The organism is Mucilaginibacter sp. SMC90, assembly GCF_022811725.1.
In the GTDB taxonomy this organism is placed as follows: Bacteria; Bacteroidota; Bacteroidia; order Sphingobacteriales; family Sphingobacteriaceae; genus Mucilaginibacter.
In genome coordinates, this window is the sequence record NZ_CP094527.1 from 3,983,706 (window position 1) to 4,000,708 (window position 17,003).

The window sequence follows — 17,003 nt, forward strand, 5'->3', positions numbered from 1 at the left end:
CTCCCCCTTAGAGAGGATTTGGGCGAGGCTAATTAAGCAACCTGATATATCAGTTCCACAAAATTCTCCTTTTCGGCACCGCAGGTTGGGCATTCATAATCCCCCAGGTTTACAAAAGGTACTCCCGGGGCTATTTGGTTAAAAATATCTCCATATAGCTCATCATAAATAGTAAAGCAGCTTTTACATTGATGAACAGTTTTTGGGTGAGATGATTTAACCTCATTATTGCCTTTGCTCACCTGCAACGGCGATTGATTATTGCTTTGTTGTTCATAAAACATATTGCAAAGTGCTGTCAGGTGCCTGCTCAGATCTGCTTTTGCAACCCCTTGTTTATATATTACAAATTCGCGGGTGTTATGGTTAAAATCACGGGTATGTACAATTTCAAATTCATCGAGCATTCGCGCACGGATCATAACAGAGCCGTAAATACCTGATTTTGGCGACCGCTTTATCGCAAAACTAAGCCCATAAGTACGCAGGTCAGCCTCTTCAAATTCGCGCACCAATTGTTGTTTCAATTCCAGACATGGGCTGCAAAGGTCTTCAACCTGCCAGTTAAGCTCATTTGACGCATGCCTGATATTTACCCGGTATTTATTAAGCAGGTTGCCCCACAAAGGCCGATTCCTGGTTTCTATATTCTTGATAAGCAGAGATTTCCACGGGCTGATGTATAACTGCCCTACCCTTGTTTGCATGCACAGGTTGCAAATATCTTTCAAAAACTCAATATCAAAAAGCTCGTGGCGCCTGTAAATACCCAACCAGTATTTATTGCCTTGTTTATTAAAGCCCTCGTAATAGGGTAATTGAAATTCGGGAATGGCAAGCGGCTGGTCAATTTCCTGGATCACAAACTGGTGACCGGCAGTAACCAACGCGTAAAGTTCTTCAGGATCAATCTCAACCTGGTCATAAAATAACTGCTTATTAGCAAATATTACCTGTTGTATTGCTTTACCAATTGCGGGAATATCATCTGAGTAAACCAGTACAGGCCAGCAATACAGGATATTGGTTTTAGGGAACCTGATATACAGGTACCAGTAGTTACTTACCGGCGAAGAAATAAAATTAAGGTTCCCTGTAAAAAACGGGGCAAAAGTTTGGTTACTGTCAACCAGGTTTATTTTAATTTCTGGCTGATAATCAAACAGATCGAAGATGTCTTTGTAAACACCCTCTTTGAGCCAGTTCTCCTGGTTAAAAATACCATCGGCAATGTACGAGCTGGTGATGTTAGGATAAGCATCCTGGTTAATTTCATGGTCGATACCGGCACCGAGCATATCAAATTCCAGATCCTCTAATTGAGCTTCTTCAACCTCAAAATAAAGCTGCTGCCGGTTCCCGAAGCGAACCTGTTTCGCACCTGCGTTTTGCGCAATGATGAGCATCTCATAAAAATCACCGGCAGAGGTTATACCACCCGGCAGGTTTATCTTGATCAGTTGCTTATTGTCCACTGGTTCAAGCTCTTAACAATTGTTGTTCAAGTACTTCTTCAAGCAGTCGTTTTACTTCGGGCCTGCATGATCCGCAGCCGGTTCCAGCGCCGGTCTGGCTGCAAACATCAGCCAGTTGCGTACACCCGCTTGCCACTTTATTGCGGATATTATCGGCTCCCACATTATTGCAGCTACAAACGAGTTTACCCAAAACAGGCTCAGCTGTTTTGCCACTACGAAGCAATTTGAGGCGCTTATCGCTTAGTTCAGTTCTGTTGGCTATCAACTCTCTAAATTCCTGGAACTCGCCTTTATCGCCAATTAAAATAGTGCCTACCAGCCTATCTTGATGAATAATGCATTTTTTATAGTAGCGCTTAGCCTTATCTATAAACACAATCTCCTCATAATCTTTATCATTCGGGCAATCAGACAAGCCAATGCTACACAGGTCAAAACCATGAATTTTAATGATATTCATGAACAAACTCCCCTTGTAGTAACTGGCTATGTCGCCACTCATGTAACCGGCAACTACGGCAGCTTGCTGCTCTGCAGCTGCGGTTATGCCATATAGTGTACCGTTAAATTCGGCTATTTCGCCAATGGCGTATATATTAGGGTCGCTGGTAAGCAGGCGTTCGTTTACAATTACGCCGCGTTTAATTTCAAGGCCACAATCTTTGGCAATCTCCAGGTTTGGCGTAGTGCCGATAGCGAGGATCATGGCATCGCAATCAATCTTCCGGCCGCTTTTTAAACCGATACCAGTAAGCTTACTGCGACCGTAAAATAGCTGAACTTCGTCATCATAAAAGATGTCACAGCCCTGGTCAACCATTTCTTCGTGTAATAGCCTGCTGCCCAGCTCGTCCAATTGCCGGTTTAAAAACCTTGATGTACGCTGGATAATGGTAATAGTAATCCCTATTTCACGTAAAGAGGCCGCCATCTCCAACCCTAACAAGCCCCCGCCAACAATAACCACGTGGCCGTTTTTAGGCACATGCTTTTTAAAATTATCGGCGTCGTTACGGCTGCGCATACTGAAGATACCAGGCAGCGATGGCACGTTTTTCGGGATGGCTGCACGACTACCTGTAGCCAGTAGCAACACATCGTAATAGGTTTTTATTCCCCGGCTATCCAGCACATATTTATTGGCGCGATCTATCTTTTCGATACTTACACCCCGTAATAATCTTATTTTAAGTTCGGGTTCTTCCTCATCTGTCATTTTTACCAGTTGCTCCCAGCGCTGTTCCCCGCTGATATAGTCGGGCAGCATAACGCGGTTGTAAAAAGGATGATCTTCTTTACTGAAGATGGTGATCTCATCATCTTTGTTCAGTTCTCTATACGACCTTACAAAGCCATGCGCACCGGCTCCGGCACCCACAACTACAATTCTTTGAAAAGGCTTTTTATATTTCTCAACCTTTACCGCGCAATATTTAAAGTCCGGCTCTTTGGATATTGGGTCTACGGCATCATTGGTAACGTTGTTAATACGGTGCAGATCATTGTTCAGGATCTTGCCCCAATGCATCGGTACAAAAATAACACCCTGTTTTATCTGTTCCGTTATCTTGGCTTTTACCCTTGCCTCGCCCCTTCGGGAAGTAATAATCGTAACATCGCCCTCCCTGATCTCTAAAGCAACAGCATCAACAGGATTGATCTCAACAAACGATTCCTTAATGTGCTGGTTAAGCTTGTTCACCTTACCGGTTTTGCTCATGGTGTGCCACTGATCGCGGATACGGCCGGTGGTAAGAATGAAAGGATAATCACCGTCGGTCACTTCGCTGGTATGACTATCCGGTACGGCACTGATCTGCGCGTTGCCTGTATATGTATAAAACTGCTTGTCGGTAAATAAACGGGGCGTCCCTATTACTGCATTGCGCTTTTTGTAAGGCCATTGCACCGACCGCTGTTGTATAATGATATCATGGCTAAGCCCGCTGATATCAATATTGGTTTTGCCGGTTAGTTTGGCATGTTCGGCATAAATTTCGGCTGCATTTTTAAAATCAAAGCCTTTATATCCCATTTTTTGGGCTAAGCGGCAAATGATCTCACTATCCGGCATAGCTTCGCCCGGCGGATCAAGTACTTTACTCAGATAACTGATGCGCCTTTCAGAATTGGTCATCGTGCCCTCTTTTTCGGCCCATGCGGCGGCGGGAAGGATCACATCGGCATACGCTAACGTTTCGGGTTTATTACTGATCTCCTGCACCACCACAAACTTTGCCTTTTTCAAAGCCTCTTCGGCAAGGCGTACGTTTGGTAAGCTGGTTAAGGGATTAGTACACATGATCCAGATGGCTTTAAGGCGGCCATCATTCAGGGCTTCAAACATCTCGGTGGCAGTAAGCCCGGGTTTGGCGGCTATTTCAGTCCCACCCCAAAACTTTTGCACCTCTGCCCTGTCTGCCGGGTTAGTTAATACACGATGGGCCGGTAAAAGGTTAGCAAGCCCTCCCACTTCGCGCCCGCCCATGGCATTTGGCTGCCCGGTTAATGACAACGGCCCGGAGCCAGGTTTACCAATATGTCCGGTTATTAAACTAAGGTTCAGAAGGCTTAAATTTTTATTTACGCCAACCGAACTTTGGTTTAAGCCCATTGTCCACATCGAAATAAAGCCTTTTGCCTCACCAATATATTTGGCAGCAAGACGAATATTGCTTTCGCTTACCCCACAAATAGCAGCTGATTCGGCCAGGGTACGTTCAAATACCAGTTTGCTGTACTGCTCAAAACCATCAGCATGTTTGGTTACAAAGTCAACGTCAATATCGCCATTTTCTATCAACACCCTGCCAATAGCATGGTTCAGGGTAATATCGGTGCCTGGATTCAATTGCAGGTGCAGATCGGCATTGCTGCAGGTATCTGTAACCCGCGGATCAACCACAATGATCTTTACATCGGGATTGGCCGTTTTATGAGCCTCAACCCTTCGCCATAAAATAGGATGGCACCAGGCCGGGTTAGCCCCGGTAACATAAAAACAATCAGCCAGCTCAATATCATCATAGCAAACAGGTACGGTATCCTCACCCAAAGCAATTTTATAGGCAGCAACCGCGCTGCTCATGCACAACCGCGAATTGGTATCGATATTATTACTGCCGATAAAACCCTTAATCAACTTATTTACAACATAATATTCCTCTGTAAGGCACTGACCTGAAGCATAAAAAGCTACCGAATCCGGCCCGTATTTATTGATGAAGGTTTTAAAAATGGCTGCTATGCGCTCCAATGCATCATCCCAGCTTACCCTTTGCATGGGCATGCTTTTATTGTAACGCATTTGAGGGTACAGCAGCCTGTCGGTTTTATCATTGGCCGTATAGTGCAGGTTAAGGCCTTTACTACACAGCATTCCCTTATTTACGGGATAGTCCTTATCGCCCTCAAGCGTGATACTACCGTTTTTTTCTTTATTTATTACCACGCCGCAACCTACCCCGCAATAGCAGCAGGTGCTTTTAAATGTATTTTGAGGGCGTTTGTTAGACATTGTTCAAGCTAAAAGCTTAAGGCTGAAAGCCGAAAGCTCTTTTTATATTTATGTTGTTATTTTCTATTGCTTTTTGCTTCAAACCTTCGGTTTTAAGCTCCTAAGGCTAAAGCTGGTTCGTCTACAGTTTGTGGTTCGGCCTGTTTTTGAAAACGAGTGATCAGCACAATTGCGGATACTACCATAACGGTTATACCGATATAGGTAAATGCTTGTACATAAGTGATGTGCTCAGATTTGAATAAAAATCCAAACAGCATCCCGCCAAGGTTACCACCGGCCCCTACAATGCCGCTCACCATCCCCACATTTTTGCTATTGATGAAAGGCACTATACCGTAAGTAGCACCATTTGACATTTTAAGAAACAGCGCGAATGAAAGCATAGAAATGATGGCCATTGTGAGGCTACCCGACTGAGCAAACAGGATAAGACCCATACCTTCAAGCAGTAACACACCGGCCAAAAGCAAACCTTTGCCCCGCATGCCGAATTTACCGCCAACCTTATCAGACACAATACCGCCTAAGGCACGGGCAAAAATGTTCATGAACCCAAAAATACCTGCCCAGAAACCAGCCGAACTTTGTGACAGATGAAAAGTATCTACAAAATGTAATGAAGCTACGTTATCAAAAGTGATCTCCATACCAAAGCACATAGCGTAAGCCATGGTAAGGGCCCAAACGCGCCAGTCGGCTAATATTGACCAATCTGTTTTGGATGGATTGGTTTTGGCGTACCCTACTTCATCATAATTGCCGTTGGGAGTATCTTTAGTAAATTTCCAGTATACAAAGGCAATTACCAGCATCAGCACACCGGGAACTATCATGGCGTATCTCCATGCTTCGGCTTTGGTAAACCCGGCACCTACTATAGCGGCAAATATTAAAGGCATCACCATATTGGTTACACCACCGCCAAGGTTACCCCAACCACCGGTTACCGCGTTGGCAGTACCTTTTATATTGGGTGCAAACATCATTGAGGTGTGAAACTGGGTAATTACAAACGATGACCCTATTACACCGATAGCCAGGCGAAACAATAAAAATGAGGTATAATCATGAGCCAGGCCCACCAAAAACACAGGTAACGACCCTATAATTAATAACCTGACCGCTGTTTTGCGCGGCCCCCAGGTATCACAAAGTTTACCTATAATAAGGCGGGCTATAATTGTAGCTGCTACCGATGCAATGATGGTATTTCCTACCTGGCCTTTACTCAAATGCAGTTCGGCACGGATGGTTGGCATCAATGGTGCCAGCCCGAACCAACCGAAAAAGCACACAAAAAACATGAGCCAGGTAATATGGAAGGTGCGCATTTGAACGCCCTTAAGTGAAAATATATTGAGTTTGGTAAGTTGTTTTTCCATTTTTTTAAGCTTATAGCTGAAAGCCTAAGGCTGAAAGCTTTTGTTTATACTATGATTCTCTTAACGTTTTAGCTTTAGGCTTTTCGCCTTAAGCTTTCAGCCTACGTATTACTTGTTCAAAAACTCGGGTTTGATATTAAGCTGCAGGTATGCCCAAAACGGGTGCAGTTTGTTGGTATCCGGCGTTAAAGCTTTAGCATACTCCATACTGTGGGTTGCGGCCATATATGATAAGCCCAGTTCAACAGCGGTGAATTTGTTAAGCTTATAGTTATTGATCAAATCAAACTCGGTGCCCAGGTATTTATCGATAGCTTGTCCGTCAATCCCTTTCTGGTCTTTAGCCAGTAAGAAGTAATGGTTGGATAACTCAGTGCTAAGTCGCTTATTATCTGAAAGATATTTAATTTTAATATAAGGATTACTCAAGCCTCCGGTTGGGGATCCGCTGCCGGCATAAAAATAGTCCATATATCCCCAGAACTTATGCGGCGTACCATATAATGGATCAAACCGGTGATTAGTTTTTGAGGTAGATAACGCATCGTTTCCTGACAGATAATCCCAGCCGGCTATATAAGTCAGGCTGCTGCTTTTGTATGATAAAGATGCGGTATAAGTATAAGCACTCAGCTCAGCGCCGTCGCGGTCATGCCCTCCCTGGTAGTAAAAACCACCGGTGGCAGCCCATTCGTCTTTACTGCCGAAAACAGGATTGAGGAGTAATCCAGTGGTATAGCGGGTATTAATGCCCGGCTGATTATACCGGCGGCCGTATATGTAACCAACGTCTTCGCCCGATGTATTTTTTACCGAATCGAGCTTGTATTTAGCAAACTGATCGGCAAGGAAAAGACCGGTTATTTTAGTTTTATTAATTTTTTTAGCAAAGTAGAGATATTCAAGAGCCTTATAGTTTTGGTTTTGCCCGTTAGTGCCGGGCGGATTTAAAAATGAAGGGTTACCGGTTTTAGTACTGATGCCTGAAGCATTCACCAGCGGAATAAACCCGGCGGGGGTATTGGCCAAATTGCCTTTGCTATCCTTTACTGTAGCGGGCACATTGGCGGGAATATAATAGGTGCCATTATAGTTAATAGCATCTGAACTTTGATTAAAGGCTGCGCCGAGATCAACCTGCCAGCCGCTTTGCAGCAGTTTAAATACAATAGCGTCATGACGGCGGGCTTGTTGCATCCAGTCGGTAGCACCAAGCAGACGTTCATCATCATAGCTGATTTCCTGCCGGCCAATTTTTACCGCAAAATAATCAAAAGGGGATTTTTTAAAGGAAGTGTCTTTTTTGTTGGAGAGGATCAGTTCGGCCCAGGCTTCATGGAGGCTTAGGCGACTTCCGTCATTAATAGTAATGGTTGAGGCATCCTGGCCCCAAAGCCTAATATCCTGTACAGATGTTTGAAAAATAAGCTTGCTGCTTTTATAATTGAAGGTGAGCCGCGTTCGTTGTGACACAAAGGCTGCATTTTTGTTACCTATTGGTTCTAAAGTCCCGGAACCATCACGTAATTCGCCCCTTGTTTTGATCTGCCCTGTTAAAGACAGCTGCGCAGAGGCATTATAAGAAACAAAACATGATATAACTAATAGAATTTTGACAATAGTGTATTGATTACATACATTTTTGTACATTTGAAATGGTTTTTTATTTGTTAAAGCGATTAAAAACTATTTAACCCTGTCTGGGAATGCGACCTCCCGGCAGGGCTTTTTTATGTTTTTTTGATTTTCATCATAGGCACAGTCTTTTTCTATTTTTGATTGAATTAATTATGATAAATATAACCAATTTAATAGTTAAGTACAAATAATTGAATATAAAAATGTTTTTTTGTGATAAATATCATTGAAAACTTAATTTTTTTTAACAAAAAATAAATTACAAACCTACAAAACAACATAAAATTTATTTTTTATAATTTATTAACCCTTTAAAAACCGCTACGATATAAAAAATCAAACAAAATCAAGCTTAAAATTAGATAAATTGCAAAAAAACCTTCAGCATATACATTAAATCATATAAATCATAAATTAAAATTTAAAAAAAAATTATAAAACCCAAAACATAAAAATCAATATTGATACATAGTGTACAAATTACACATTAAATTTAACGCCTTCCCCGTAAAAAAAAACGTACGCTAAAGATCAAAACATCTTTTGCATCAGAAAAAAGCACCCCCACACATAAAAAAAAGCGCCGCTGCTCTTTTAACAACGACGCTTAATATGATTTTAATAAAAACATCTATCCCTCCCGTCTTCCGGGCAAAGAAGTCAATGCTTAGTCCACCCCTATAAAAACTTTTCCGTCCGCTATTTTTACCGGATAAGTTTTCAAAACCAACTCTTCCTCTCCTAAGCACTCGCCGGTAAGTAACGAAAATGTTTTCTTATGAAAAGGACAGGCCACCTTTGGCTCGCAGCTTTCACCTGCGCTACCAATCATTCCGCGCGAAATGGCCATTTGCTGCTTATGCGGACAAAGATTTTGGGTAGCATACCACTCATTGCGGCGTGCAAAATTAAATATCGCTATCTGTTCATTGCCATGCTTAATACATGAACCACCATTTTCAGGCACGTCATCAACATAACAAGCCATGATCCATTGTGTTGCTATTACAGTTTCCATTGTGTTTTCTTTAAATAATGACCAATCTAACTTCAAACTAAAAAAACTACCACTCCTTAGCACGAACCTGCTCACGCATTGGCTCAAACTGCGCGTGAGGATCTTTCTCATCAGGAGCATTAATAAAATGAGCAAAACGCTTGCGCATAGAAGGATCATTAATAGCTTCTTTCCATTCGCAGTGATAGGTATTTACCAGGACCTGCATCTCCTCTTCCAGCCGCTCGCCCAATCCCAGGCTATCATTTACTATTACATTTTTAAGGTAACTCATACCGCCATCCAGCTTATTGAGCCAGGTTGCAGTGCGGGTTAACTGATCGGCGGTTTTAATGTAAAACATTAAAAACCTATCAAGGTATTTAACCACCGTTTCTTTATCAATATCGGTAGCCAGCAATTGAGCATGCTGCGGCTTAGAACCACCATTACCACACACGTATAAATTCCAGCCTTTTTCGGTAGCTATAATTCCAAAATCCTTTGATTGCGCTTCGGCGCATTCGCGCACACAGCCACTTACACCACCTTTGATTTTGTGGGGCGCACGGATTCCTTTATATCTATCTTCTACCTCTATGGCAAAAGTTACACTATCATGCAAGCCAAACCTGCACCAGGTACTGCCCACACAGCTTTTTACGGTGCGAAGCGCCTTGCCATAAGCATGACCGCTTTCAAAACCAGCATCAATCAACTCCTCCCAAATCAAAGGCAAATCACTCAGGTGAGCGCCAAACATATCAATGCGTTGGCCGCCCGTTATTTTGGTATATAAACCGTATTTTTTTGCGACCTGACCAATTACGATCAGCTTATCAGGGGTAATTTCACCACCCGGGATGCGGGGCACAACAGAATAAGTTCCTCCTTTTTGAATATTAGCCAAAAAACGGTCGTTACTATCCTGAATTACTTCCTGTTTTACAATAACATCATTCCATAAGCTGGATAAAATACTGGCAACAACCGGCTTGCAAACCTCACAGCCATCACCTTTGCCATAATGATCGAGCACAAGGTCATAATTTTTCAACCCGCTTATTTTTACCAGATCAAAAAGCTCCTGCCGCGAATAGTCAAAATGCTCGCATATAACATTTTTAACATATTGCCCATTTGCTTTCATGGCACCGGCAATCAGATCTTTAACCAATGGCACACAACCACCACAACCAGTACCGGCCTTGGTGCATTTTTTCATGCCATCAATACCAGTAACGCCACCATCGTTCACGGCCGAGCAGATCGCCCCTTTAGTAACCGCCTCGCATGAACAAATCAGCGCATCGTCCGGTAAACTCATTACTCCAGCGCCCGCATTAGTCTCGCTTCCCCTTAAACCCAATATCAGATCTTCCGGATCAGGAGGCAGTACTATTTTATTATTGACAGTTTGCAGTAGCATATTATAAGCTTCCGCATCGCCTATTAAAATACCACCCAATAAATTTTTACCATCATTGGTAATATTAATGCGCTTGTAAATTCCCTTGTGGGTATCCTCAAACAAAATAGTACGACAATCGGGCTCTGTAATAAAAGCATCGCCAAAACTGGCTACATCAACCCCTATCAACTTTAGCTTAGTGCTCATGTCATAGCCATAAAAACTTTTGTCAGCTTCGGTTAGATGAGCGGCCACGATATCGGCCATTTCATAGCCCGGAGCAACAAGGCCATAAACCATCCCTTCATATAAAGCACATTCGCCAATGGCATAAATACATTCATCACTGGTTTGCATTTTTTCATTCACCACGATACCGCCGCGGGTGCCAACATGCAAGCCGGCCAGCCTTGCCAATTCGTCGCGAGGGCGAATGCCCGCGGAAATCACCAGCATATCTACCGCAAGCTGACTATCATCATTAAATTTTAATGCCTGGATTTTTTTGTCACCAGTAATAGCAGCAGTGCTTTTATTTAAATGAACATGCAAACCCAATTGACTCAACTTCATTTGCAACATATTACTACCCGCAGAGTCGATCTGCCTCGGCATTAAGCGAGGAGCAAACTCAATAACATGGGTTTCAGCAATACCAAGGTCCATTAAAGCCTTAGCAGCTTCCAGGCCAAGCAAACCACCACCCATTACAGCACCCGACTTTGCATTTATTGCATACGCTTTTATAAGCTCGAGATCCTCAATTGTACGATAAACAAATACACCATCCTTTTCAACACCCGGAACATCGGGCACAAAAGCCGATGAGCCTGTTGCCAAAACCAGGTAATCATATTTAAGCGTAATACCTTTTAAAGAATGAATTGTTTTTTCAGAGCGATTAATTTCCTGAATAGGATCACTCAAATGCAGTGTAATGCCGTTATCCGAATACCACGACGAGGTAGAAAGCGATAGATCATCAGCTGTTTTACCGTTAAAATACTCGCTAAGATGTACCCTGTCATAAGCATGACGCGGCTCTTCGCCAAAAACAATTATTTGGAACTGCACTGATTTAGCTAAAAGTTTTTCGCAAAACTTGTAACCTACCATGCCGTTACCAACTACAACGACGGTTGGTTTTGACATATCGAAATTTTTTAAATGTTAAAGCAATTTTTAAACTAAAAATGACCCAACTGCGACCTTGACATCATTTATATCACAATTATAACTTAAAAAAACATCAAATAGAAATTTAATTTCAAGTTTTTATTAAAAAAATCATGTTTTACAATTATAAAATTTGTATTTTAGTGACATTAACATAATTTATATCATTTTTTAAATGATATTTTATTAAAAAATCAACCATTAAAACAAAATCAATAAAATAAAATGACTTACAACCATGATTTTTATTGATAATTTAAAAAAATGCAAAAAATTATATCAAATCCTGAACTTTTTATACTTGGAGCCGGCCCCGGAGACCCAGAATTACTAACAATGAAGGGATATAGGGTATTACAAGAGGCAGATGTGATATTATATGACAACCTGGCAAATAAAGAATTACTGGCGATAAGCCGGGAAGATTGCGAAAAAGTATACGTGGGCAAGCAGCCTTACGGCGACTATACCCCCCAGGAAACCATTCATGAATTAATAAAGCACTATGCTTTTACCAAAGGCAACGTAGTACGATTAAAAGGAGGCGATCCATTTATATTTGGCCGTGGGTTTGAGGAGATCATTTACGCGCGGCAACATGGTATTACCACACATTATATTCCGGGCGTAACAAGCATGCAGGCTTCGGGGCTGGAAGATATTCCGCTAACTCACCGGCAGGTAAGCGAAAGCGTTTGGATGGTAACCGGTACAAAAAAAGACGGTAGCCTATCAGCCGACCTTACCTGCGCCATGCACAGCAACGCAACCGTAGTTATATATATGGGCATGAAAAAACTCGCGGAAATAGCCTCGGCGTATATAAACGCAGGCAAAGGCGATACACCGGCCGCCATTATACAACACGCATCATTACCCCAACAGAAATCAGCAAAGGGAAAGGTAAGAGATCTCGAAGCCATTGCTGCCGACAATCAACTTACCTACCCCGCTATTATTATTATAGGCGATGTTGTTAACGTTAAAAACTAAGAGAAATGAAAATAAGGATAAAAGGAAACTCACTACGCTATCGTTTAACTAAAACCGACGTAGAAAAATTTGACACCAATGGCTACCTGGAGGAAGCGACTCAATTTGGAAGCAAAGTGTTTAAATACGCACTGCAGCGCTCAGCGCAAAATTCTTTAACAGCAAGCTTTAACAACGATACCATAACCATGTATATGCCGGTTACTATGGCGCTTGAATGGACAAGCACCGACCAGGTTGGCTATGAAAACAATACCGGCGCAATGTACCTCCTTATTGAAAAGGATTTTAAATGCCTGGATAATGTTGCAGAAGACCAAAGCGATAATTATCCAAATCCCCTGAGTTTAAAACTTCAGCATTGAAACGGTTGTTCATTACCATCAAATGAAAACCGGTTTCATTGCCATACAAACGATCTGCAATGAAAATATTTCCGGGAATTACAGCACAATAATTGCAACAAGCAAAAAAATGGACTTTCCTGATGGGATTATATAAAGTCACTTTATATAATTTAAATCCATAGCGGACGAGGCAAAAGAAGCATAGGTTTATGCTGTCTTCATTTTATTTTTTCGGCTCAGATGCCGGATAGTAAACAATAAAGCTACCAACATCAATACCCAAACCCAGGTATCCAGCGGGCATCCATCCGGGCCGCCATCATTACCATCGCAAAGCCCGTCTCCCGGGTCAGCAAAACTCATGGATATTGTAAGTAAATTAAATACCGCAATGGCCAATATGGTTTTCCATTTTGATACAATCGTAGATAAAAAATACATACCGTTATTGTTTAAAGAACATTCCACTTCCAATTCTATCTCCTGTGCCTTCATTAACTGCAACTACTATGTAAAGCCCCCGGCCCAAATCGTTAACATTTTCTTGTATTGTATTTGTGCCTGTTGCCGAGAGTTTTTTGACTATAGCCCCGGATGGACTAACTATATTTATCCTAACAGGTCTTGACGATGTTTGTTCTAACTTTATATTAACCGTACTTGACGACACTACGGTTGGATAAACCAGAAACTTACTTACACCCGTCCCCGGCTGAATATCGAAATTAATGTTATCAGATAATTTATTTTCGCCGGTTACAAGGCTTTGGCTAAGCCGGTAGACTATCCGGCCGGTACCCGGAGTTTGATCCGTGTAACCATATTTACCCGCACCAGTTGACTGCAAGCTATCAATTGTTAAAAAAGTTTTACCGCCGTCTGCGCTTTTCTGAACAGCGAACCCGGTAAAATTACTTTCGTTATCGGTTTCCCAATTTAAGGCGATCCCGTCTGTAACTTTCTTTCCGCTAAAGCTTAGCAAACGATAATCATGTCCGGGAACTATTCCAATAGTAAGATAAAACCTGTCATGAGCATAACTGGCAGGATTTGTTTCAACTTTGAATGCGTATTCTGCATTATGCACAACATCAAGCGAATCATTGGTGTATTTATCCTTGAGATAAATCGAGTATCTCGCATCAATATTCTTTTTTATGGGCGATGTAAGCTTATATGTTCCATAATTAGAAAAGGTAACGATCAGGTTTACACGCTTTAATTTTTCGAGATTGCCGGTGTAATTGGCAAAACACCCTACCGAATCACTGCTCAGCGAATAAAATAAATCGCCCTGTCCCGATGGCTGATAGTATGGTGCGTCTTCGCCTGTAACAAATTTAGAATCAGAACTTCCGTCGAAATTTATATCTGTAGAGTTATGAACAACGGTGTCCTGCACAAGTTCCATAGTAAGCCGGGGCAAAGTACTTATACTTTCACTAATAGGTTTACTTGCAGCAAAAGAGGCCGAAATATTTCTATCAGGGTTACCAACCACATTAAAAACCGGATTTGATGATGGCGCCCCCGTGTAATTAGAATACGGCACCTTCATGCTTTCATCAAATTTGATACCCACTGCACCGGAAGGAGCTAAAATAAAAAAGCCTTGCCCTGACAAAGCATACCGGCTTGCCCCCGCTCCTACAGAACCAGTATAGGCGTCATACAGTGCGAACTTGGTAGATGAACTATTGGTTCCCGTACTGGCATCTTTTACCAGCATGTAGTAAAATTTATGGGTAATGTTAGTGGAGGTATTTGCGGTGTTAGCCAGGTAAAGCTTTTGCAAATCAATTACTGAGGCATATGGATTTCCGATCAGGTTTAAACCTTGCTTGGTTGCGTTTGCATGATAGGAAAAAGTAGTTGGCGCACTTACAGTAGTGGCTGTATAATAAGTAGGCGGCGTACCCGGAAAATTAACGATATTGGCTGTAAGCTGTGCATTGGTGGCACCCGTACCTGTACCCTTTATAACCGTGCCGAAAAAATTCAATGTAGCATTATCCGTTGCAGGAAATGGCCTTACGAAAGGATTAACCACATTCCTGCTCCCTCTAAAATAGTATAAAAAGCCGTTTGCTGCCGGCAAACCCTGGCTTGTTGAACTAAATGGCTTATACTCATTATTTAACACCTGGTTTACATTTGCACTAACAGGAGCGTTTTCGTCATAAACAAAAACCGAGGGACTGTTGTTTGTGGCGACCGCATCGTCAAACCCGTTTGCAGATCCACCCGGACCTGTAATATAGGTGGTAGCTTTTAGCGGTAAAAGATTATAAGTAGGAAGTGAACCAGTTGTAGTAAATGTTGTTGTACCATTTGTAACCGGCGACGAAAGCAGCATGTAACGGCGCAATGTACCTTTCACATAACGCTGAACGTTGATGCTGCCGGTAATACTACTGACAAAGCCCCCCGATGCAAGATTCCCGATACTGGCATCACCCGTTGAGCCCGACAGTAAAGTAAGCGCGGTAGTAGTTGATGTAGCATTCCCCACAGCGAGGGTTGATAATGAAGTTGAAGATGGGCTTATTACATTTAAAGTATATAATGGCGCAACAGTGAACTTACTACCCGAGGCCATTGTTTTGGTGCCACCACCTGTAAAAGTTACGTTGTAGAAATTTGTGCCATTGCTTGTGGCATCGGTGAGGCTTTGCGTTGTACCATCAAAAGTAATAGTAGGTGTAGCATTTGGTGTAAAGATTCCGGTATTGATATAATCTTTTGAGATACTTAAGGCCCCCGTCCCCATGGTCATGGTACCTGCGTTACTGAGCGATCCGTTTATATCAATTGTCCCTGCGCCACCGGTAACCGTTGCCGCCGAATTATTTGTCCAGGTGGCAGCTGTTGAACCTGTAACACCGACTCTTGTAGCTGTATTGGTTGCATTGGAAAACGACGCATTTGACGACGTGACAAATGTGGAATCGATGTTTAAATAGCTTGTTTGTCCGGCAGTTGTACCGCCGATAACAGCAGTACCTGTTCCTTGTATAATCAGGTTATCATAAGTGGGGTCCGTTGCGGCATTGGTATTCACAGGTCCACCACCAGGCCCGAATCCCTGTATGGAGGTAGTGTAGATTATAGGGTTTGCCCCTTTATAGTTAACAGTGGCCTTCCCCCCTGGATTATGGTCACCATAAAAATTACAGGACGCATAAGGTACTGGAATACTTCCGATAGCGTTAGTAGCATTTAAAATTAATGTTGGATTAGTATTGGTATTAGTTGTTTTGTACGATGTACGGGCATTCACGGTAAAATAAGCAGCGTTTTGACTGGTTACACTATGATTTGTAAAGGTTATCTGGTTACCTATTGTCATAGTACCATTTTCCAACCTGAACCCGCTTCCATTTTGTTGTTTTACGTTTAGATGTATATTTACGTTATTGCTGACTGTTAGCGTGTTAATCTCTGAAAATAAAAATGAAAAACTGCCATAAGTAGCTGAATTAGTACCGATCTGTATGTTGGTGCAGGAGATCGTACCGGTTCCTCTCATATCATTAAAAATGGTACCACTTGTATTGGTATTGACATCCTGGGCAATATCACCTGTTACGGTCAATGTCGCGCCATTTACAGTTAATATTGTTCCGGTCAGCGACGTGCCAGTTAAGACTCCTCCCGAAACGTATTGAATCCGTCCAAAAGTGATAGAAGCAACGGTTACACTGGTATTTAAAACCGGTTGGTTGGTATATGTGGATCCGGTTACTCCAAATTGAACTATATCATCTGTTCGTCCACCGCTTCCGGGATAAGTTGCGGTTCCTGTGCCACTACCGGTTATTGTCCAGTTAGAAGTAGTATTCCAATCCGTCGATGTACTGCCATCCCAGTTAAAAACATAGGAAGCAAACACGTGATCTGTACAAAATAAAAAAATTATAAAAAGCAGCAAAGCTACCTTTCTTCGCATTTTGGGGGCGGCTCTAAAATGCATAGTTAAGGACCTGTATTTTATTATTGATTGTTTTTTACGAAAACAGATCCAAAAAGTTTCCGTCAGATATAAAAATTAACCAATAATT

At 42.2% G+C, this 17,003-nt stretch carries 10 protein-coding genes; 2 read left to right on the forward strand and 8 right to left on the reverse strand.

The window, feature by feature from the left end:
- Positions 1–32 precede the first annotated feature (32 nt).
- The 6 genes from MTO98_RS17120 to nirB form a co-directional block, all read right to left on the reverse strand.
- On the reverse strand, positions 33–1,475 hold the full coding sequence (locus MTO98_RS17120; protein WP_243487831.1) for a rubredoxin: 1,443 nt from the start codon (positions 1,473–1,475) through the stop codon (positions 33–35).
- A 4-nt stretch (positions 1,476–1,479) separates the two neighbouring features.
- Complete coding sequence (locus MTO98_RS17125; protein ID WP_243487832.1) at positions 1,480–4,995, reverse strand: nitrate reductase; 3,516 nt, start codon at positions 4,993–4,995, stop codon at positions 1,480–1,482.
- A 92-nt stretch (positions 4,996–5,087) separates the two neighbouring features.
- Positions 5,088–6,380, reverse strand: coding sequence for an MFS transporter (locus MTO98_RS17130; protein ID WP_243487833.1), 1,293 nt, complete (start codon positions 6,378–6,380; stop codon positions 5,088–5,090).
- Positions 6,381–6,488: 108 nt separating this feature from the next.
- Entirely contained in the window at positions 6,489–8,030 is a 1,542-nt protein-coding gene (locus tag MTO98_RS17135) for an alginate export family protein (RefSeq protein ID WP_243487834.1), read from the reverse strand.
- A gap of 655 nt (positions 8,031–8,685) precedes the next feature.
- The gene (nirD, locus tag MTO98_RS17140) at positions 8,686–9,036 is read right to left on the reverse strand and encodes a nitrite reductase small subunit NirD (protein WP_243487835.1); all 351 of its coding nucleotides are present in this window, start codon (positions 9,034–9,036) and stop codon (positions 8,686–8,688) included.
- A gap of 46 nt (positions 9,037–9,082) precedes the next feature.
- Complete coding sequence (gene nirB / locus MTO98_RS17145; RefSeq protein ID WP_243487836.1) at positions 9,083–11,578, reverse strand: nitrite reductase large subunit NirB; 2,496 nt, start codon at positions 11,576–11,578, stop codon at positions 9,083–9,085.
- 288 nt (positions 11,579–11,866) lie between these two features.
- On the opposite strand from nirB, the gene cobA reads away from it, so the two are divergent.
- Entirely contained in the window at positions 11,867–12,595 is a 729-nt protein-coding gene (gene cobA, locus MTO98_RS17150) for a uroporphyrinogen-III C-methyltransferase (RefSeq protein WP_243487837.1), read from the forward strand.
- A gap of 5 nt (positions 12,596–12,600) precedes the next feature.
- Positions 12,601–12,960 (forward strand): hypothetical protein, encoded by a 360-nt coding sequence (locus MTO98_RS17155; RefSeq protein WP_243487838.1) that lies wholly within the window; start codon positions 12,601–12,603, stop codon positions 12,958–12,960.
- 189 nt (positions 12,961–13,149) lie between these two features.
- Here the strand turns inward: MTO98_RS17155 and MTO98_RS17160 are convergent, their stop codons facing one another.
- A complete protein-coding gene (locus MTO98_RS17160) occupies positions 13,150–13,383 on the reverse strand; it encodes a hypothetical protein (RefSeq protein ID WP_243487839.1) in 234 nt (77 codons plus the stop codon).
- A gap of 4 nt (positions 13,384–13,387) precedes the next feature.
- The gene (locus MTO98_RS17165; protein WP_243487840.1) at positions 13,388–16,891 is read right to left on the reverse strand and encodes a hypothetical protein; all 3,504 of its coding nucleotides are present in this window, start codon (positions 16,889–16,891) and stop codon (positions 13,388–13,390) included.
- Positions 16,892–17,003 lie beyond the last annotated feature (112 nt).

Excerpts from the sequence above, each read along its gene's own strand:
- MTO98_RS17165 (WP_243487840.1), bottom strand. The coding sequence starts at position 16,891 with ATGCGAAGAAAGGTAGCTTTGCTGCTTTTTATAATTTTTTTATTTTGT.
- cobA (WP_243487837.1), top strand. The coding sequence starts at position 11,867 with ATGCAAAAAATTATATCAAATCCTGAACTTTTTATACTTGGAGCCGGC.
- MTO98_RS17135 (WP_243487834.1), bottom strand. The coding sequence starts at position 8,030 with ATGTACAAAAATGTATGTAATCAATACACTATTGTCAAAATTCTATTA.
- MTO98_RS17160 (WP_243487839.1), bottom strand. The coding sequence starts at position 13,383 with ATGTATTTTTTATCTACGATTGTATCAAAATGGAAAACCATATTGGCC.
- MTO98_RS17130 (WP_243487833.1), bottom strand. The coding sequence starts at position 6,380 with ATGGAAAAACAACTTACCAAACTCAATATATTTTCACTTAAGGGCGTT.
- nirD (WP_243487835.1), bottom strand. The coding sequence starts at position 9,036 with ATGGAAACTGTAATAGCAACACAATGGATCATGGCTTGTTATGTTGAT.
- nirB (WP_243487836.1), bottom strand. The coding sequence starts at position 11,578 with ATGTCAAAACCAACCGTCGTTGTAGTTGGTAACGGCATGGTAGGTTAC.
- MTO98_RS17155 (WP_243487838.1), top strand. The coding sequence starts at position 12,601 with ATGAAAATAAGGATAAAAGGAAACTCACTACGCTATCGTTTAACTAAA.
- MTO98_RS17125 (WP_243487832.1), bottom strand. The coding sequence starts at position 4,995 with ATGTCTAACAAACGCCCTCAAAATACATTTAAAAGCACCTGCTGCTAT.